Source organism: Pseudomonas sp. ACM7 (assembly GCF_004136015.1).
Classification (GTDB): Bacteria; Pseudomonadota; Gammaproteobacteria; order Pseudomonadales; family Pseudomonadaceae; genus Aquipseudomonas; species Aquipseudomonas frigoris.
This window is the reverse complement of record NZ_CP024866.1, coordinates 13,696-32,011: the sequence shown is the minus strand read 5'-3', so window position 1 is coordinate 32,011 and position 18,316 is coordinate 13,696. Positions and strand designations below refer to the sequence as shown.

Here is an 18,316-nt window from a genome sequence, read left to right as displayed (position 1 = left end):
CTGTACTACTGTGGGATTACTTGCAGTAATAATCCACCGCAACGACAACTAAGTCTGGTTCCTATGCGCATCGCTTATTTCATCAATCAATACCCCAAAGTCAGCCATAGCTTCATTCGTCGCGAAATTTTGGCGTTGGAACGTCAGGGGTTTGTGGTGCAGCGCATTGCTCTGCGTGGCTGGGATGCCGAATTGGTGGATGCCGAGGACGTGTCCGAACGCGATAAAACCCAGTATGTGCTGCAGGGCGGAGTCAAAGAGCTGTTAGTGCCTGTGCTGCAGGTGCTGCGCGCCCAGCCGCGACGTTTTTTTTCGGCGCTGTGGCTGGCGTTACGCATGGGCCGGCGTGCCGATCGCCCCTGGCCCTATCATTTGGTTTATTTGTCCGAGGCGTGTCGCGTGCTGATGTGGTTGCAGGCGTTCGGTGCCGAGCATGTGCATGCGCATTTTGGCACCAACTCAACCGAGGTGGTGATGCTGGCCAATGTACTCGGTGGGCCGGCGTACAGTTTTACCGTGCACGGGCCGGAAGAGTTCGACAAACCGCAGTTTATTCATTTGGGCGAGAAAGTTCGGCGCGCGGCCTTTGTCGCTGCTATCAGTTCCTATGGGCGCAGCCAGCTGTTTCGCTGGGTGGCTCATGCACACTGGGCAAGGGTAAAGGTGGTGCATTGTGGCCTGGAGCGGGCGTTTCACGACGTACCGGCCGTTGCCGTGCCATCCACGCCGCGGTTGGTTTGTGTAGGTCGTTTGTGTGAGCAGAAGGGTCAGCTTTTGCTGCTTGAAGCCGCCCGCATCCTGGCAGCTCAAGACGTGGAGTTCGAAATAGTACTGGCCGGCGATGGAGAAATGCGCGCGGAAATCGAAACCCTGATTGCACGGCATGGCTTGCAGGCGCGGGTGCGAATTACCGGCTGGATCAGCAGCGATCAGGTGCGGGCGGAGATTCTTGCGGCGCGGGCCTTGGTGTTGCCGAGCTTCGCCGAGGGGTTGCCGGTGGTCATCATGGAAGCCATGGCGTTGCGCCGCCCCGTACTGACGAGCTATGTGGCGGGCATTCCCGAGTTAGTGCAACAGGGTGTGAACGGTTGGTTGTTTCCCGCTGGTGCTGTGGATGAGTTGGCGGCGGCGCTGGCGGACTGTCTCGCGCAACCTGTCGAGGTGTTGCAGCGGATGGGCGAGGCGGCTTATCAGAGGGTGCTGGAGCGACACGACATCGATATCGAAGCGGCCAAGTTGGCTAATTTGTTTAGGGCGCAAGCATGATCACATTACTTAGTTGGCTGTTCAGCTTACTGCTGATACTCATCCTCCTGCCGGTGTTAGTGCTGTTTGTGCAGGTGTTGATGGCCTGCCTACCTGCACGGTCGCGCTCGTCGGCGCAAGGATCGCGACCGCGGGTGGCTGTGTTGATACCGGCACACAATGAATCCTCGATCATCGTCGCGACGTTAAATAGCATTCGGCCGCAGTTGCTTTTGGGTGATCGTCTATTGGTGGTGGCGGATAACTGTTCTGACGACACGGCCGCGCTGGCCCGCACGGCGGGCGCCGAGGTGGTGGAACGCAGCAATGTTCAGCAGCGTGGCAAGGGTTATGCGCTGGACTGCGGGGTGCGTCATTTGGCGAGTGATGCGCCGGACGTCATGATTGTTATCGATGCGGATTGCCAGGTGGCCGAGGGTTCTATTGAGCGTTTGGCAATCTGTTGCATCGACTCAGGGCGGCCAGCGCAAGCACTTAATTTAATGCTTGCTCCAGCAGGTTCCGGGCTAAAAGTGCGGCTTGCCGAGTTTGCCTGGTGTGTGAAGAATCGGGTACGGCCGCAGGGTTGGACCCGGCTCGGTTTGCCCTGTCAGCTAATGGGCACGGGAATGGCTTTCGTCTGGCGGGATCTGATGTTGATCGATTTAGCCAGTGGCCACATCGTTGAAGATTTGAAGATGGGCCTGGATTTATGCCGAAGCGGCAAGTCGCCTTTGTTCTGCCCCGATGCTCTGGTGACCAGTTACTTTCCGCGCAGCGATGAAGGCTTAACTACCCAGCGTACGCGCTGGGAACATGGTCATCTAGGGGTAATCCTTGGGGATACGCCAAAGTTGCTGGTGGAGTCGATTGGCCAGCGTAACTGGAGTCTGCTGGCGATGACGCTGGATTTGCTGGTCCCTCCGTTGGCCTTATTGACGTTGGCCTTGGGGGCGGTATTTGGTGTGGCATGGTTGGTATTTATGCTGTCGGGAGCTTTGGCGCCAGCCTTGATAGCTTCTTCCGGGGTGGCAATATTGGGTGTGACTATCTTGCTGGCATGGAGCCAATTTGGTCGCGGGATTATTTCTTTTTCAGCCTTGTTGTACGCGCCGTTCTACGCGGTGAAGAAAATCCCTCTGTATCTCGGATTTTTGCTTAAGCGCCAGGTTGAATGGGTGCGTTCGAAGCGAGATGACAACTAATGCGTGCTTTATCCTGGCAGCACAGCTGGCAAACGATTACCCAGAAACTCAGGGTGATCAGCGATGTTGATGACGAGCAAGCATTGATTGATGCGTTATCCAGACCTGACGTGACGACAGTGCTCGGGTTCGCGAATGCCCATGCCATGAATCTGGTGGCGTCCAATACCGACTACTTTAACGCGCTGCTGGCTGCGGACGTGTTATTGAGGGATGGCTCCGGCATGGCCATCCTGTTTCGTCGACTCGGCTTAGCGCCGGGGTTGAATATGAATGGCACCGATTTCATTCCCAAATTACTGGCCGTGTTCAAGGGCCGGCGCGTGGCTTTCTGGGGTACTGAAGAGCCCTTTCTAGCCAATGCAGTACAGCGTAGCGAAGCGCTATTTGGGGTCAATGTAGTCTCTGCTCACCATGGTTTCGCGCCGGTGGATGCTTACATAAACCTTGCCCGGCAGTTTCAGCCGGAACTGGTTGTGTTGGGTATGGGCATGCCCAAGCAAGAAGCCGTTGCTGCCAGGTTAGCCGATAGTGGCGTGCCCTGTCTGGTCGTGTGCGGAGGGGCGATTCTAGATTTTCTCGGCGGCAAGGTGACTCGTGCTCCGCAATGGGTGCGTCGTATCGGTTGTGAGTGGCTGTTCAGGCTAATAGGTGAGCCAAAGCGATTATTCAGTCGCTATGTGGTGGGTAATCCGATGTTCTTGTTACGCACGTTGATCTACAGGGATTCCTGACATTACAAGAATTTGACGCCTGGCCGGCGCCATAAAAAACACGGCTGAAATATCTTGCAAAACCCCGACGTAGCACCTTTACTCAGGTTGGAATTATCGACTTGACGGGTATGTTCGGGGTCGTTTTCATCATTAAGATTGGCGTCAACAAAATGTTGTCAGACGCCGCATATTTTGAAAAAAGTGCTCGGCTGTCGAGCGCTCATTTCGAGTAGTTAGGTTATTGATTTGTAAACTCAAATGGCCATTCCTTGAAGTGTGCTAATAACCAAATGAAAAAATACATAGCCGAATTAATACGTAAGTTAATCTCTCCTTCAAGGCGATTTGAGCTAAGGAAAGCGCTCGCCTGGCTGCAAGATATAGGGGGGAGGGCATGTTTTTGGCGCTGGGAAATTGCCAGATTCAAACTGCGCGAAGACAGCACCTATGACATTCTCTATGTGGGCAGGAAAACACAGCGGGAATTTGTAAAGGTTCTACTGGGCGCTGAATCTCAAGCGGTTAATAGCCAATTGAAGTTGGATAATTCAGAGCGGACAGTGTGGGTCAGTGAAATGCCGACCTTGGGTGCATTATATGTGCCTCAATATTTAAGTGCTGTCGTTCCGCTGAGCCGGTCAATTGAAGATATTACGGCAAGGTACAATACCGAGTTGCGTCGAAATCTGCGCAAGAACCGGTTGCGCTATCGTATGAAACAGGCCTTGAACGATGACGAAATTGAAATCGCAGATCGGGAAATGCTGAAGCCTTATGCCAGCGCAAGGCATGGAGCAGCGGCCTCTCAAATTGAATCCCGTGAAGTTCAACGGGTGGCAAAAAGCGCCGGGCGGCTCGATCTAGTACTGCTGGAGGATGAAATTGTTGCATGCCATCTTGGGTGCGTGATTACCCGGGCAGGAAAACGCTACTGGAGCACCGTCCGTTTCGGCTACCCCGATGTTGTATTTTCAGATGCTAAGAAATTACGTGAAATTAACTCGATTACCACGTTCATGGCGCTTGAATGGGCGATAGAAAATGGTTTTGACTATTATGATATCGGAACTTGCCTGGCACGCCCGGACGATGGACTTCTCGAATGGAAAAGACGGCGTGGTGGTGATGTCGATACGCTGGGTAACTACGGCTATTTATTTGTTCGACTGCCTAAGGTGGGCGCGGCGCAATTTCTTTGGGAGACGCCTCTATTTGCTGTCGAAGGCAAAAAGCTGACACTTCATCTTGGGTTGCCGGACGGACCAAGTGATGAGGAGGTCGCGGGTCGATATCGTGAAATGGGTTTTGGTGGACTGTTCAAAATATATCTTCATTGTTCTAGAAAGCCGCAAGAGGCGCTTCTCGACACCTTGCGCGGCCGCTACGCTCATCTGGCATTACCCCCTATTCTGGAAACTATTGTATCCGCCTGAATAGGTTGCTTTAAAGAAGTACGGTTTACGTGTTTGGCCATAAACGCTTTTTCGGTATAACCACATTACGATGGGGGGGCATATGTCGAAATTTAACGCATTGACGAGTGGCGGCCAATCAAAGTGGAGCCTTGCTGCGTATAAACACATTCTTAAAACGCGACTTATACGGAAGCCGTCGTTAACGCTGCAAAGCCTAGCCGTGAAAACGTGGGAAATTGCTCCAGGCGAAATCTCAATTGCTCCGCCCGCGTTTTTCCTTCCCAATCAACTCGAACGTGTGACGGGATGGGCAGGGGAGCTTTTTTATCCTTACGAGCATCCCCGTCGCACAATGGAAGGAGTGGGCAGTGTTGAACATGGGTCAACACGAGGCTACCTGCTTAAAGATGTCTGGTTAATTGATGGCACTCTTTACAAAGGTAATGCCAAGTCTTCGTTGTCGCCTAGATCTGGATGGTTACCAAAGATTCGCGTAGAAAACGAAATTGATCGCGGTGCGATGTTTTGTACGGCGGGAGGGAATAAATGGTTTGGCTCGTGGTTAATGGATGATTGTATAACCTATCCAATAGCCTGCGAGGAAGGCGTTCCGGTGACCACGGCAGTGTCTGCCAACCTTGTGTCCACCGTTACGACCTGCATACTTCACGTCCCCGGCTATGAGGACTGGCTTGGTATGACGCCGGTTCGTTTACGCGATGCATTTTTTCGTGAGCTCGTTATCTTTGACGACCTAAGTCAAAATCGACATAAGCACCTGCGTTTTCGGGCGATGGGTGAAAAGTTACTCTCGCACGTAAAAGTTTGCGATCACCCAGGCGTGTTCGTTCTGCGAGGTGGCACGGGAGAATTGCGATTGTTACGCAATGAATTGGAACTTGCCGAGCGTCTGCGTGACCGCAGGGGATTTCGGATTATCGATCCTGCAAAATCCGACGTTCCGACTATCGTGGCGGCCTGTGCCGGTGCAAGAACAGTGGTAGGGATTGAAGGGAGTCATCTAATACACGGCGTTAATGTACTCCAGCCGGGTGGTTCGCTGCTGGTTTTGCAGCCCCCTAATCGCTTCCTCTGTTTTTTCAAATATCTAACGGATCGTGATCACCAAAACTTTGGCTTTGTGGTCGGTACGCAAGAGGGCAATGGCTTTAGGATCGATCCCGATGAGGTTGAGCGTACGCTGGATCTATTTCCGGCATAACAGCTTCTTCAGGTTTCTGGATATCTGAATTCATGCCGGGGCAGGAAGCCACCCCGGTATTCCGGGTAATGTCAGCTTAGTAGGCATGCTTGCCGGAGAAGGCAAACACAGTTCGTACAAGGATGACGAAATCGAGCCAAAGCGACCAGTTGTTGATGTACTCGATGTCCGAGTCAACGCGTCGGATCATCTGCTCTATATCCCTCGTTTCACCACGATAGCCACGTACCTGAGCCAGGCCTGTGATGCCCGGCTTAATGTTGTGACGCGCAAAGTAGCCAGAGACATCGGGCGAGTACTGTACATCGTGTTGAATAGCGTGCGGGCGAGGCCCCACCAGAGACATTTCCCCCATCAAAACGTTGAACAACTGCGGTAGTTCATCGAGGCTGGTCCGCCGAATAAAGGCGCCAACCCTGGTCATGCGCGGGTCATTCTTTTGCGCTTGCTTGACGACGCCGTCTTCCGGCTGGTGGACGACCATGCTTCTGAACTTCCAGATCCGGAAAGCTTCTCCACTCCATCCCATGCGCTGCTGACGAAAGAATATGGGGCCAGGGCTATCGAGCTTGATGGCAATGGCGACGGCTACCAGGACTGGTGCTGCAAGAACCAAAATGAGAAAGGCCAGGACTTTGTCCTCAAGGTTCTTCAGAAACAGACGCATCCCCATCAGTGGAGTTTCAGACAAGGTCAGCACGGGAATGCCGGCAATTTCGCGAACACTGTGGTTGATCAGGCGCAGCGAGAAAATGTCAGGCACCCAGTTAACAGAGATGTGTTTATCGAACAGCCTTAAATAAACATCCTGGATGACCTCTGAGCCACCCAGAGGGGTCACGAAATAGACGGTACGAATGGCATGTTTAACTACTAACTCATCAAGGTCGGATATATCGCCCAGTATCGACAGACGTTGCGCGCCTTCCAGACTTTCCTTTCCCTGATCATCGTCCGCGCCAATCAACACACAGCCGACTATGCGCTCACCGAGCCAGGGATTATTGCTGATTTTCTTGTGAAGATAGCTGGCCAGTTCGCCCGAGCCAATGATGAGCGAGTTTTCCAATTGAGTTGGGTGGGCCAAAAACTTCTTCTGCATCTCGCGTGTCGCGAGGTGCAAAAGCAACTGAGCAAAATATCCAACAACAAATAACTGCCCGACCAATAAACGCGAGTACTGTTCGCTTTGCTTGGTAAGAAAGGCCATGGCAACGAGAAAGCCAAACGTGGCAGTCCACGCTTTCAAAAGCTTGAAGGCTTTGACGGTAAAACCAACGTTGCTGCGGTAAATGGCATAGTGGTCGTATACGACGGCCAACGCCCCCAGCAGCAACAGGAGCAGGATGACATAGGACTGCGTTATGAAGCCGATATGATAATTGATCAAAAACCACGCAACACCGGTCACCGCAACACAATCGAGACCAGCCTGAATAACGATACTGGTACTGCTTCTTCGCTGGAGAACGGAACGGGTACTGTTGGGCTCAAATATCATATTTAGACCTCATGTCTGCTGCCCCTCGCGCTCGATGATGACGCGATTCAGTTCATGCTGCCCTCGCTTGAGAGCGTTGGCGTCACCGCGATTAGCCACCCACCTTCACTTTAGCAGTACTGTGAAATCATTCACTGAATCTGCGTAGTTCTGAGTAGTTTAGTAGAACCTCCGGGCCTGAAAAAATGAAGCCCATCGAGATACCGACCGGCCTGCAGCGGGGCCGTCCGCGGTGTCTGCAGCAAGGTGGTGCCTGGTCAGTAATCGAGTCTGGGGCGCGAGTGTGGTCGCGCAGTGATCGAGGCTTACACCGAGCTGAAATCTGTGTGCATTGCGCACTGATTCCATCGCGGTAAAACGAGACGGCGCCCACAATGGGCGCCGTCTTCGTTTGGGCTGATCAGACGCGTTCGAACAACACGGCGATGCCTTGGCCGCCGCCGATGCACATGGTTGCCAGGGCATAACGACCCTGAACACGGTGCAGTTCGTGAATCGCCTTGGTGGCGATAATCGCACCGGTCGCGCCCACCGGGTGGCCCAGAGAAATTCCCGAACCGTTCGGGTTGACCTTCTCCGGGTCGAAGCCCAGTTCCTGCGCCACGGCACACGCCTGGGCCGCGAATGCTTCGTTGGACTCGATGACATCCAGGTCGGCAACGGTCAGGCCGGCGCGTTTGAGGACCAGGCGGGTGGCGGGAATCGGTCCCAACCCCATCAGCTCTGGCTCCACACCGGCATGGGCATAACCGACCAGTCGGGCGATGGGCTTGAGGCCTTGGTCGAGAACCATCTGACCCGTGGCCATGATCAGTGCTCCGGCACCGTCATTGAGACCGGACGCGTTGCCGGCGGTGACGCTGCCGTCTTTTTTGAAGGCCGGTTTCATCTTGCCCAATTGCTCGGCGTTGACCTCGGCGCGGACATGCTCGTCCGTCGCAAACGTCACGGTGCCTTTGCGGGACGCCACTTCGATCGGCACGATCTGGTCAGTGAATCGGCCTTCGGCAATCGCCCGGGCCGCCCGTTGCTGGCTGAGCAGCGCCAACTCATCCTGAGCCTGACGAGTGATGCCATAGCGCTCGGCGATGTTTTCCGCAGTAATGCCCATGTGGAAACCGCCAAACGGGTCTTGCAGAGCGCCGAGCACGTAGTCGATGGCTTGCATATCTCCCATGCGTGCGCCCCAGCGCGCCTGCGGCAACAGGTAGGCACCGCGGCTCATGGATTCGACGCCACCCGCCAGCGCAGCGCCTGCGTCTCCCAACATCAAACTTTGTGCTGCACTGACAATGGCCTGCAAACCAGAACCGCAGAGGCGGTTGACGTTGAAGGCGGGCGTCTCTTTCGGCAGGCCGGCATTCATCGCCACGGCACGAGAGATGTAGGCGTCACGTGCTTCCGTCGGGATCACATGCCCCATCACCACGTGACCGAAGTGTTCAGGTGCCAGCCCCGAACGTTCAATGGCGGCACGGCAAACGTCAGTGGCCAATTGAATGGGTGGCACATCTTTGAGCGAACCGCCAAAGCTGCCGATGGCCGAGCGGACGGCGCTGATAACAAAAATGTCGGATGGGTTCATGCGGGTTCCCCTGGAACAGTCCTGGACTCAAGTGTGCTTTCGCACTGTTATATGGGGATGAGTCTAGACACAGCGATGATTTTGGCCTATGCCAAAACTGCTCAAGGGGGGTGGCGTTTTTGGCCATTTCAGTTGAAGTCGCTTTTTGATCCGTCTGATCCGGTCAAAAGCGTAGAAAAGAAAATAAAAAAGCCCGGTACACGTCCGTAATGCTGTTCACTTAAGGTTGGGGTACATATCCGTTTCTGCGGTCACGGCGGCCTAGGGTTCCGCCCTTACGGCGGGTCACTTGGAAAAGCCCCAAGTAACCAAGGGCTCTTGCCCCTTTCGTTCGGTGCCTCGCTTAGGCTCGGCATGCCCGCGCTCCGGTCCTGCTCCGTGGGCCCGCCGCCATCGGCCATCCATGGCCGGGGGCGGCTAACCGGCATCCATGCCGGGTTGCCCACTGCGCAGAACCTCCACTCGGCCTCTCGAGGGGGCGTGCACCGCAAACGCCAAAGCGAGGCGGCCTACCGGCCGGCCTGACTTCAAGTGAACGCATTTCCCTGTAGGAGCTGTCGAGCGAAGCGAGGCTGCGATCTTTTGATCTTGCTGTTGCTGTTGCTGTTGCTGTTGCTGTTGCTCTTGCTGTTGCTGTTGCTTTGCTTTGGCTTCAGATCTGCCGCCCCTTTTCCAGAGGCCGAACGCAGGCGTTGCGCAGGGGGCACCTCGGCATGGATGGCCGATGGCGGCGGGCCCCCGGAGCAATGCCGGAGTGAGGGCATGCCGAGCCTGGGCGCGGCACCGAATGGCGGGGCAAGAGCCCTTGGTTACTTGGGGTTGGGCGGCATTCCGTATTTCCAAGTGACTCGCTGTAAAAGCGAAACCGCCAGCAGCCGCTACCGCAGAAATGGATATGTACCCCATCCCATCCCAAACTTTTCTTAAGTGAACTGCATTAGGTACACGTCCGGGCTTGATCGTTCCCACCCTGATTCGACCTTACTCATCCAATTGCCGCGCCGGAAAGAACAGCTCAAAGCACGTGATGCCCTCGCTGCTGCTAACGCTGTAAGCCCCATTGTGCAGCTGCATGATCGTCGCCACGATCGACAGGCCCAGGCCGTTGGAGTGCGCCGAGCGTTCGCGGGATTCGTCGACGCGGTAGAAGCGCTCGAACAGTCTGGACAAGTGTTCGGCGGGGATGGTCGGGCCGTGGTTGCGCCGTGGTTGCGCACTTGCAGGCGGATGCCGTCAGCGGCGGGTGTGGCGCCACTTGCAGGCTGCCCAGGTCGCCGGAGTCGATGGTCGCCGCCAGCGCCGCGAAGGGCACGCCGCCCACACTCGGGTAATGCTGCACGTCGGCCAGCGCCAACGGATGGTCCATGGCCACCGGTGCCAGCGACGGCACGGCGAGGTTTCCGGGGTTGACCACCAGCAAGGGTTTTTGTCCGGGGGCGCCGATGGTCAGCAGCGCCTCGCGGTTGCCGAGCATGTTCTGGAACAGCGCCGGTTTGGTCTTGATCAGGTCCAGCGTGTTGCTGTCGTTGAGGAAGGTGCGCTGTTGATCAATGCGATTCACCAGCGCGGCGTCGTCGCGACGGATCAGCTCGCGCTCCAGATCCCGGTATAACGCCACACCCAGCAGAGTCAGCGAGACAAAGGCGAGCAAGGCAAACACCAGTGCCAGGCGCAGCGTTAATGAGTGGCGAAGGCGGGAGGTCATGGTTGCGTATCGAAGCGATAGCCGATACCGCGCACACTGTGAATCAATTTGAGTTGGAACGGGTCGTCGATTTTCAACCGCAGGCGCAGCACCGCGACATCCACGACGTTGGTGTCGCTGTCGAAATTCATGTCCCAGACTCGCGAAGCGATCATCGAGCGAGACAGAACCTGGCCCTGGTGCGTGGCGAACAGGTGCAGCAGGGCGAACTCCTTGTTGGTCAGTGTGATTCGCACGCCGGCACGGGTGATGCGGCGTTTGAGCACGTCGATTTGCAGGTCGGCGACTTGCACTGTTCCTCTTCCCGGGTGGGACCGGGCCGGGTCAGGGTGCGCAGGCGCGCCACCAGTTCGGCGAAGGAAAACGGTTTGATCAGGTAATCGTCGGCGCCCAGTTCCAGGCCCTTGATGCGGTCGGCGATGTCATCGCGGGCCGTGAGAAACAGCACCGGGGTGTCGGTTTCCTTGCGCAAGCGGCGCAGGACTTCCCAGCCATCCATTTTCGGCATCATGACGTCCAGCACAATGACGTCGAAATCGTGCTCCAGGGCCAGGTGCAAGCCATCGACCCCATCGCGGGCCAGGCTGACGGAGTAGCCGAGTTCCTGCAGGCCGTTGAGCAGGTAATTGCCTGCTTTGGGTTAGTCTTCGACTACGAGGATGTTCATGGGATCTGCCTGGTTCGGTGTCGGCAACATACATGTCGCGGCGGCGGGCTACAGAGGTCAGCCAGTAGCGCCAGTGTAGCCCGATCCTCTGTGAGTACAGGCGTCTGATCAGTTATCACCAATGCAACCCATGCCCTGGATCTGGTAATCCAACACGTGCTTGCGACCCTGATGGTCGAGGTAAATCAGCTGCGCGGGGACGATGCCGCATTCTTCCGAGATGATGTTGCTGGACAGGTCTTTGGCGATATCCAGGTTGACGAAGAAACCGGTCTTGTCGTGGACGACAGGTTCGGTGGTCTGGGTGTCGGCAAACGCCGAACCGGTGGCGAGGAGAGCAGCAAAACCGAGGATTAACATTTTCATGATGATTCCTTCTATTCAGAGGCGGATTGGCTACCGACGGGTTGCCTGGCAGTGGATTCAGGTTAACCAGGCGATCCGCACAGCCGACCCACAGTTGAATGACAATTTTGTATTGAAACGGCGCCGAAGTTACGGTTGGCGACCAGCGGCTTCGAGGATCAGGTCAGCGATTTCTTTGGAGTGGGAGACCAAAAACAGATGGCTCGACGGCAGCTCGATGGTGGTCGCGTTCATGCGCTTGGCAAGGATGCGTTCCAGGTCCGCGTTGATGGTTTGATCGAGGCTGGAGACCGCGTACCAGGACGGTTTTGTGTGCCAGACGGCAGCGGTGGTGCGGTCGGTGAACAGGGTTTTGGCGATCGGTTGCTGGACGGCAAACAGTTCCATCGCCTTGTCGTGGGGCACGTCACTGGCGAAGTACTTGAGGAAGGCGTCTTGCTTCAAGCTGATGAAACCATCGTGTTCCTCGGTGCCGGCGCGCACGGGCATGGTCGGGTACTTGGCCGACAGCGCGACGAAGTCCTCGCCTGCGTCCGGTGCTCGGGCTGCAACGTAAACCAGCGAACTGACTTTCGGATTGACCCCGGCCTCACTGACCACGGTGCCGGCGTAGGAGTGGCCGACCAGCACGGTCGGACCGTCTTGCTGATCGAGCACGCGTTGCGTGGCGGCAACGTCGTCGGCGACCGAGGTCAACGGGTTTTGCACCGCAGTGACGTGCAAGCCGGCGGCCTGCAACCGGGTGATCACATCCGACCAGCTCGAACCATCGGCCCAGGAACCGTGCACCAGCACGACGTTGTTGGCCTTGACCGGCGCGATGTTGCTGGCCATGGCGGAACCGGTGCCCAGCATCAACAGGCTGGCGGCGATCAGGCAGAGTTTGCTCATTGCTTTCATGGTGTCGACCCTTGTCATCAGTGTGAGGTGTGTCACCCGCGGTGGGTGACTGACGACGCCACTGTATGAAGCGAGGGTGCTGGCTACGCTGACAACTCAATGACAAGTTTGTAATGCACGGCGCGACTGGCTTTATGCCTGACTGCCGTATGTCGGGAGCGAGGAACGCCACCCATGAGAAAACTTCCAAATGAAGACTGTCTTTGGGAGTTTGAGCATGAGTGATGATCAAAAGAGCGATGCCCTGGCGGCCTGGTATCAGCTCCTGAAAGAGCCCCAGATCCGGATGGATTGTGAAGAACAGTACGACGAACTGCTCAAGGCTGCCGATGAGATGGAGCGCACCGGACTCATCAACAGCGTTGAGTGGCGCAAGCTGGTTCAAGAGGCGAGCGCTGCTTTTGCCAATGCGACACAAGGGTTGGGGCGCGGAACATAGGCATCCAGTTTTGTTTTTGCGATTTTTGGTGTCTAAGCGGGCGCCATCGCGAGCAAGCTCGCTCCCACAGGGATCTTCGTTGTGGCTAGATCCAATGTGGGAGCGAGCTTGTCTCCGGGCGGCGATCCGACGATGGCTGTTCGGCCTGTTGGGCAAACCACTGCATGATCAGCGAGCAGGCTGGATGAGCGGCGGCGGAAGGTTGCAGGTTCAAGGCGTAAATGCCGCGGGTCTTCAAGGGGTGGCCGAATGGAACGACGAGCACGCCTCGTTCGATTGATTCGCCTGCCAGGGTCAGGTCAGTCATGGCGACCCCCAGCCCTCGCGCCGCCGCATCGAGCGCCAACTCGTCGAGGTTGAAGGGGATGTGGCGGTAGTCCTCGAGTGACTGGCCGCCATTGGCTTGCAGCCACCGGAACCAGTCATGCTTGTCCGCCGAGCGATGCAGCAACGGGAAACGCACGAGATCTGCCACCGATTCCAACGGCTGGGTCGTGCTACCCAGGCTTGGGGCGCACACCGGCACCAGTGCCTCCTCGAACAAGGTCAGGCAGTCAGGGTCGCGGGACGGCCCGGGCAGATAGAGGATGTAGGCGTCGCTGTCGATGGCCGGCTCCACCACTTCCGTGGCCACGGTTTCGATCGACAGCGAAATCTGCGGATGACTTCGATAGAACTCGCTCAACTTAGGCAGCAACCATCGAACCGCCAGCGACACATGCATGCGTATGCGGAAGGGTCGTTTTTGCGGTGTCAGCCGATCTTCAAGGGTTTTCAGTTGCGCCAGGATACTTCGGGCGGTCGCAAGCACCTGTTCGCCTTCCGGCGTCAGTCGAACACTGCGGCTATTCCGTACGAACATCGGCAAGTCGAAGTGGCTCTCCAACTGCTGGATTTTTCGGCTCACTGCGCTTTGGGTCAGGCACAGCTTTTGCGCCGCTTGCGTGAAGCTGCCCGAGCCTGCGACCTCGACCAGCGCCTGCAAGGCCTGGAGAGAAGGAACGTGGTGAATTTTATCCATGCGTTTTTTGAATGGCTCGATGATTTTTTAACGTTGGTTGTATCACTACAGGCCTTATAGATTCTAGCTCTAGCCAGCGCCCGCCGGAAATACTCATGCGATGACGTCATGTGCGGTGCTTGCAGAACGACAGGTAATGAGGTGATGCATGACCAATGTATGTGGCTGGATTGCGCAGGCGGGGAGCTCTCCCGCTCGCGATGTTCTCAAAGGCACGCAAAAAGCCGACTGGCTGATTGTCGGTGCCGGTATCACCGGGCTGTGCGCCGCTCACACACTCGCTGAAATGCACCCTCAGGCGCGGATCGTGATTGTCGACAGACAACGGGCTGCACAGGGTGCCTCGGCGCGCAATTCGGGCTTCGTGGTGGGTCACGAACATCCGGCCAAGGATGAGCTGATCGGCAACCCGGGTTTTGCCGGTTTTGAAGTCGATACCTCGATTTCCCGTGCCGCCAGTGACGAAGTGCGCCGACGCATCGCTCGTCTGGGCATCGAATGTGAATTCAGGGAATCGGGCTACTTCTTCGCCGTCAACGATCCCGGCAAGTTGACCGATGTCGCGGCCAAACTGGCAACGCTAAGCGCTGTCGGTGCCTCTGCGCACTTTCTGGAAGGTGAAACGCTGAGCAAACAACTGGGCACCGCGCATTACCGGGCCGCGATCTGGTGCGGCAATGGCAACGCACTGCTGCAACCCGCGAAATACGTGAAGGGCCTGCTGGATACGCTGCCGGACACGGTGACCCTGTTTGAAAACACCGATATCACCGGCCTGGAGCGTTTGGGTAAAGGGCGTATTCGCGCCAATGGCACCGATGGAAGCATCGAGGCCAGGCAAGTCCTGGTGTGCCTGAACGCGTTCATCCCGCGCTCCGGGATAGAAGACAGCGGGACGTTCCCGATGGAACTCAGCGCCAGCCTGACACGGCCGCTCAGCGACGCCGAGTTCAAGTCCATCGGCGCGGTTGAGCCTTGGGGCGTGCTGTCCACCCGACCCCTGGGCGCTACGGTGCGACTGACCCCGGACCGCCGCGTGATGATCCGCAACACGGCGGAATACCGTTCTCGGGATTTATCCGACAGTGAGCTGCTGCACCGTCGCAAACACCATGTGCTCGGCTTGCAACGACGCTTCCCGTTCTTGAACGAGCAGGACATTCAATACACCTGGACCGGACACTTGAGCGCTTCACGCACCGGGCAACCGTATTTTGCCAAGGTCGACGAAGGTGTGTTTGCGGTGGCCGGCTGCAATGGTTCGGGCGTCGCACGCGGCACCCTTTGGGGACGCTTGCTCGCCGAACTGGCATCGGGTGACAGCTCGCCCATCCTCGAATCAGTGATGCGCAGAGCCCAGCCGGGCTGGCTGCCACCGCGGCCCTTGCTCGATATCGGTGCCATGCTTCGAATGCGCGTGGAGGCGGTCAGGGCCAAAACAGAAATCTAGAACACCCGGCGATCAAACAATAAAAACTCATCAAACACACGGTGATTGAACATGCGCGTCAATAACATTTCCCTGATGGTCGTGCTGTCGACATTGTCGGCAGCCACTTACGCTGACGAAGTCGTCAATATTTCAAACTGGAACGGCTACATTGCCGACGACACCTTGACTACGTTCACCAAGGAAACGGGGATCAAGGCTACGTACGACATTCACGACAGCAACGAAGTGCTGGAATCCAAGCTGATGACCGGCAACACCGGCTATGACGTGGTGAGCCCTTCGAACCATTTTCTGTCCCGATTGATCAAAGCCGGGGCGGTTCAGAAACTCGATAAAAGCCAGCTGCCCAACTGGAAAAACCTTGACCCGGCGCTGATGAAAAAACTCGAGGTCAATGATCCGGGCAACCAGTACGGTTATCCGTACATGTGGGGCACGGCGGGTATTGGCTACAACGTCGAGAAGATCAAGGCGATCTTCGGCAACACCGATGTCACTCATTCCTGGAACCTGTTTTTTGATGAAAACAACATCAAAAAGTTGAGCCAGTGCGGCGTGGCGATTATCGATAACCCTACGCAGATCCTGCCGATCACCCTGAATTACCTGGGGCTGTCGCCCTACAGCCACGAGCCGGCGGATTACAAGAAAGCCGAGCAGGCGCTGCTCAAAATCAGACCTTACGTCCAGTATTTCCACGCCTCCAAATACATCAGCGACCTGGCGAACGGCAATGTTTGCGCGGTGATCGGTTTCAATGGCGACATCGTGCAGGCGGCCGCCAGCGCCAAGGAAGCCAACAACGGCATCGACATCGCCTATTCGATCCCTGACGAAGGTTCCACCTTGTGGTTCGACATGGTGGTCATGCCAAAGAGCGCGCCGCACGAGAAGAATGGCTACGCCTATATGAACTACCTGCTGACACCTCAAGTCATTGCCAACATCAGCAACAGCATCCATTACGCCAACCCCAACCTTGCGGCGGATCAGTATGTTGTTCCGGCCGTGAAGCAGGATCTGGCGATTTACCCTCCGACACGTGTGTTGGACAAGTTGTTTACCGTCGAGGAACTCCCCGCTGCCATCGCACGGTTGACTACTCGTCTGTGGACCAAGTTGAAAACCAATACATAACAACATCGGCACGATCCCGCACTCAGGAGTGCAGACCTAACGTCAGTCAGTTAACCCGCAATGCAATCTACAAGGAAGTGCGTCGCAGCTGAAACTGCTTAACTGATTGGCATTAGGCTTACTCCAAGAGATTCTTCGTTGCATGTCATCGCCCTAACCATGGCCTACGCTTATCCCGAGATGGATATTCATTGATCAGGGTTTGCTCCCTGATCGACGTTCAATGGGTGCCCATAAAAACAAAAAGTCTCGGGAGAAAACGCATGTTCGCTTTGTTTAGTCGATTCAGCCGCTACATGGCAGTAGGAATGACCGCTGCCGCGCTCGCGACACCGGCCTTTGCGCTGGACACCGTCAAGTTCATGGCCCCGGGTTCTGTGGGTGGCGGCTATGACCAGACCGCCAGGGTTCTGGGCAAAGCCTTGATCGAGGCCAACACGGCCAAATCCACCACCTTCGAGAACAAGGGCGGAGCAGGGGGGACGTTGGGGCTGGCGCAGTTCGCCAACAGCACCAAGGGCGATCCGAACGCGCTGCTGGTTGTCGGCGCGATCATGGTCACTGCCATTGAACAGAACAAACCGCAAATCACCTTGAAGGACGTAACGCCGATTGCCCGGCTGTTTACCGAATACAACGTGATCGCCGTCCGCAAGGAGTCTGAATTCAAAACCCTGGAGGACTTGCTGAAAGTCTTCAAAGACAAGCCGACCAGTATTTCCTGGGGCGGTGGCTCCAAGGGGTCGATCGATCACATCGGCATTGCCGAGTTGGCCGCGAAAATGGGTGTTCCGGTCAACAAGGTGAATTACGTCGCCTTCGCGGGTGGGGGTGAAGTCGTTGCTCAGGCATTGGGCGGGCAGATCAAGGTGATCACCGGTGGTTATGCCGAGCTTGGCCAATACATCAGAAACGGCCAGTTCCGTGTACTCGCCATCGGCGCGCCAGAACGCATTGAAGGTATCGATGCACCGACCCTAAAAGAGAAAGGCTACGACGTGACCATCGGCAATTGGCGGGGTGTTTACGGTGCCGCGAACCTCACGCCTGAGCAGCGCAAAGAAGTGATCGACGCCGTCGTGGCCGCCACCAACAGCAAAGTCTGGAAAGAAAATATAGACACCAACAAATGGTCACCCAACGTCCTGACCGGCGATGAGTTCGGCAAATTCGTCGACGAAGAGCATGTGCGGCTGCGTGCGATGCTGGTCGAGGTCGGGCTGGTTTCGAAATGACTCAGTCTCGCGCAATCGTGCCGGTGCAACTGGCGATCGGCGCCGGAGTGATTGCCATCAGCGCCGTGTTGGCGGTGGGCGCATTCCGGTTTCCGCCCGAGATGGGGTTCGTCATCCTGGGGGCCCATGTCTATCCGTACGCCGTCGCGGTGTTCCTGGGCGTCGTCGGTCTGTTGCTGTGTTATCAGGCCGTCACCGGTGGTTTTCGCGAGCTGGCAGACCACAGCGACGAAGCTGCCCAAGCGCTGCCCGGCGGCAAATCCGGCGCAGCCTGGGTGACGGCGGGACTTGTGGGGGTGGCCGTGCTGATCAACCTCATCGGCTTCGTATTGGCCGCCGGGCTGCTGTTTGCCTGTTCGGCGCGGGGGTTTGGCAGTCGCCGTCCGGTGCGTGACCTCGCCATCGGCATTGCCTTGACCCTGCCGATTTACTGGCTGTTCAACGCCGGGCTAGGGGTTTCCCTGCCGCCCCTTGTCAATGCCTGGATCTGACCCGGGCCGAAGG

The 18,316-nt window shown here is 56.6% G+C and carries 15 protein-coding genes and 2 pseudogenes; 10 read left to right on the top strand and 7 right to left on the bottom strand.

Annotated features, from left to right (window positions below; genetic code table 11):
* Positions 1 to 63: 63 nt before the first annotated feature.
* The 5 genes from CUN63_RS00155 to CUN63_RS00135 all read left to right on the top strand — a co-directional run bounded on the left by CUN63_RS00155 (position 64) and on the right by CUN63_RS00135 (position 5,803).
* Positions 64 to 1,266, top strand: a complete 1,203-nt coding sequence (locus CUN63_RS00155; protein ID WP_129436667.1) for a glycosyltransferase — start codon at positions 64 to 66, stop codon at positions 1,264 to 1,266.
* A complete protein-coding gene (locus CUN63_RS00150) occupies positions 1,263 to 2,450 on the top strand; it encodes a glycosyltransferase family 2 protein (protein WP_129436666.1) in 1,188 nt (395 codons plus the stop codon). Before CUN63_RS00155 ends, CUN63_RS00150 begins: the two co-directional genes overlap by 4 nt.
* Entirely contained in the window at positions 2,450 to 3,184 is a 735-nt protein-coding gene (locus CUN63_RS00145) for a WecB/TagA/CpsF family glycosyltransferase (RefSeq protein WP_129436665.1), read from the top strand. Before CUN63_RS00150 ends, CUN63_RS00145 begins: the two co-directional genes overlap by 1 nt.
* Before the next feature lie 272 nt (positions 3,185 to 3,456).
* On the top strand, positions 3,457 to 4,599 hold the full coding sequence (locus CUN63_RS00140; protein ID WP_129436664.1) for a hypothetical protein: 1,143 nt from the start codon (positions 3,457 to 3,459) through the stop codon (positions 4,597 to 4,599).
* A gap of 82 nt (positions 4,600 to 4,681) precedes the next feature.
* Positions 4,682 to 5,803, top strand: coding sequence for a glycosyltransferase 61 family protein (locus CUN63_RS00135; RefSeq protein ID WP_129436663.1), 1,122 nt, complete (start codon positions 4,682 to 4,684; stop codon positions 5,801 to 5,803).
* A 76-nt stretch (positions 5,804 to 5,879) separates the two neighbouring features.
* Here CUN63_RS00135 and CUN63_RS00130 read toward each other — a convergent pair whose 3' ends face one another.
* The 6 genes and pseudogenes from CUN63_RS00130 to CUN63_RS00105 form a co-directional block, all read right to left on the bottom strand.
* The gene (locus CUN63_RS00130) at positions 5,880 to 7,304 is read right to left on the bottom strand and encodes an undecaprenyl-phosphate glucose phosphotransferase (RefSeq protein WP_129436662.1); all 1,425 of its coding nucleotides are present in this window, start codon (positions 7,302 to 7,304) and stop codon (positions 5,880 to 5,882) included.
* 400 nt (positions 7,305 to 7,704) lie between these two features.
* Positions 7,705 to 8,889 (bottom strand): acetyl-CoA C-acyltransferase family protein, encoded by a 1,185-nt coding sequence (locus tag CUN63_RS00125; protein WP_129436661.1) that lies wholly within the window; start codon positions 8,887 to 8,889, stop codon positions 7,705 to 7,707.
* Between the two features lie 981 nt (positions 8,890 to 9,870).
* Positions 9,871 to 10,594, bottom strand: a pseudogene (locus tag CUN63_RS00120) (ATP-binding protein).
* Positions 10,591 to 11,216, bottom strand: a pseudogene (locus tag CUN63_RS00115) (heavy metal response regulator transcription factor). Before CUN63_RS00115 ends, CUN63_RS00120 begins: the two co-directional pseudogenes overlap by 4 nt.
* A 153-nt stretch (positions 11,217 to 11,369) precedes the next feature.
* A complete protein-coding gene (locus CUN63_RS00110; protein WP_129436660.1) occupies positions 11,370 to 11,627 on the bottom strand; it encodes a DUF2790 domain-containing protein in 258 nt (85 codons plus the stop codon).
* Between the two features lie 129 nt (positions 11,628 to 11,756).
* Positions 11,757 to 12,527 (bottom strand): alpha/beta hydrolase, encoded by a 771-nt coding sequence (locus CUN63_RS00105; protein ID WP_129436659.1) that lies wholly within the window; start codon positions 12,525 to 12,527, stop codon positions 11,757 to 11,759.
* Positions 12,528 to 12,744: 217 nt separating this feature from the next.
* Between CUN63_RS00105 and CUN63_RS00100 the strand changes: the two genes are divergently transcribed.
* Complete coding sequence (locus CUN63_RS00100; RefSeq protein ID WP_129436658.1) at positions 12,745 to 12,966, top strand: hypothetical protein; 222 nt, start codon at positions 12,745 to 12,747, stop codon at positions 12,964 to 12,966.
* A gap of 85 nt (positions 12,967 to 13,051) precedes the next feature.
* On the opposite strand, the gene CUN63_RS00095 is transcribed toward CUN63_RS00100, so the two are convergent.
* Positions 13,052 to 13,987: a LysR substrate-binding domain-containing protein gene (locus CUN63_RS00095; RefSeq protein ID WP_129436657.1), complete on the bottom strand. Its 936-nt coding sequence runs from the start codon at positions 13,985 to 13,987 to the stop codon at positions 13,052 to 13,054.
* 148 nt (positions 13,988 to 14,135) lie between these two features.
* Here CUN63_RS00095 and CUN63_RS00090 point away from each other — a divergent pair, with 148 nt between their 5' ends.
* The 4 genes from CUN63_RS00090 to CUN63_RS00075 all read left to right on the top strand — a co-directional run bounded on the left by CUN63_RS00090 (position 14,136) and on the right by CUN63_RS00075 (position 18,303).
* Positions 14,136 to 15,437: an FAD-binding oxidoreductase gene (locus CUN63_RS00090; protein WP_129436656.1), complete on the top strand. Its 1,302-nt coding sequence runs from the start codon at positions 14,136 to 14,138 to the stop codon at positions 15,435 to 15,437.
* Between the two features lie 51 nt (positions 15,438 to 15,488).
* On the top strand, positions 15,489 to 16,577 hold the full coding sequence (locus tag CUN63_RS00085) for a polyamine ABC transporter substrate-binding protein (protein ID WP_129436655.1): 1,089 nt from the start codon (positions 15,489 to 15,491) through the stop codon (positions 16,575 to 16,577).
* Between the two features lie 263 nt (positions 16,578 to 16,840).
* Entirely contained in the window at positions 16,841 to 17,812 is a 972-nt protein-coding gene (locus CUN63_RS00080) for a tripartite tricarboxylate transporter substrate binding protein (RefSeq protein ID WP_129436654.1), read from the top strand.
* Positions 17,809 to 18,303: a tripartite tricarboxylate transporter TctB family protein gene (locus CUN63_RS00075; protein ID WP_129436653.1), complete on the top strand. Its 495-nt coding sequence runs from the start codon at positions 17,809 to 17,811 to the stop codon at positions 18,301 to 18,303. The genes CUN63_RS00080 and CUN63_RS00075 overlap by 4 nt, the downstream gene beginning before the upstream one ends.
* The last annotated feature ends 13 nt before the right edge of the window (positions 18,304 to 18,316 follow it).

Bases quoted from the DNA above. Each gene is read 5' to 3' on its own strand.
- CUN63_RS00155 (WP_129436667.1), top strand. From the start codon at position 64: ATGCGCATCGCTTATTTCATCAATCAATACCCCAAAGTCAGCCATAGC.
- CUN63_RS00150 (WP_129436666.1), top strand. From the start codon at position 1,263: ATGATCACATTACTTAGTTGGCTGTTCAGCTTACTGCTGATACTCATC.
- CUN63_RS00145 (WP_129436665.1), top strand. From the start codon at position 2,450: ATGCGTGCTTTATCCTGGCAGCACAGCTGGCAAACGATTACCCAGAAA.
- CUN63_RS00140 (WP_129436664.1), top strand. From the start codon at position 3,457: ATGAAAAAATACATAGCCGAATTAATACGTAAGTTAATCTCTCCTTCA.
- CUN63_RS00135 (WP_129436663.1), top strand. From the start codon at position 4,682: ATGTCGAAATTTAACGCATTGACGAGTGGCGGCCAATCAAAGTGGAGC.
- CUN63_RS00130 (WP_129436662.1), bottom strand. From the start codon at position 7,304: ATGATATTTGAGCCCAACAGTACCCGTTCCGTTCTCCAGCGAAGAAGC.
- CUN63_RS00125 (WP_129436661.1), bottom strand. From the start codon at position 8,889: ATGAACCCATCCGACATTTTTGTTATCAGCGCCGTCCGCTCGGCCATC.
- CUN63_RS00110 (WP_129436660.1), bottom strand. From the start codon at position 11,627: ATGAAAATGTTAATCCTCGGTTTTGCTGCTCTCCTCGCCACCGGTTCG.
- CUN63_RS00105 (WP_129436659.1), bottom strand. From the start codon at position 12,527: ATGAAAGCAATGAGCAAACTCTGCCTGATCGCCGCCAGCCTGTTGATG.
- CUN63_RS00100 (WP_129436658.1), top strand. From the start codon at position 12,745: ATGAGTGATGATCAAAAGAGCGATGCCCTGGCGGCCTGGTATCAGCTC.
- CUN63_RS00095 (WP_129436657.1), bottom strand. From the start codon at position 13,987: ATGGATAAAATTCACCACGTTCCTTCTCTCCAGGCCTTGCAGGCGCTG.
- CUN63_RS00090 (WP_129436656.1), top strand. From the start codon at position 14,136: ATGACCAATGTATGTGGCTGGATTGCGCAGGCGGGGAGCTCTCCCGCT.
- CUN63_RS00085 (WP_129436655.1), top strand. From the start codon at position 15,489: ATGCGCGTCAATAACATTTCCCTGATGGTCGTGCTGTCGACATTGTCG.
- CUN63_RS00080 (WP_129436654.1), top strand. From the start codon at position 16,841: ATGTTCGCTTTGTTTAGTCGATTCAGCCGCTACATGGCAGTAGGAATG.
- CUN63_RS00075 (WP_129436653.1), top strand. From the start codon at position 17,809: ATGACTCAGTCTCGCGCAATCGTGCCGGTGCAACTGGCGATCGGCGCC.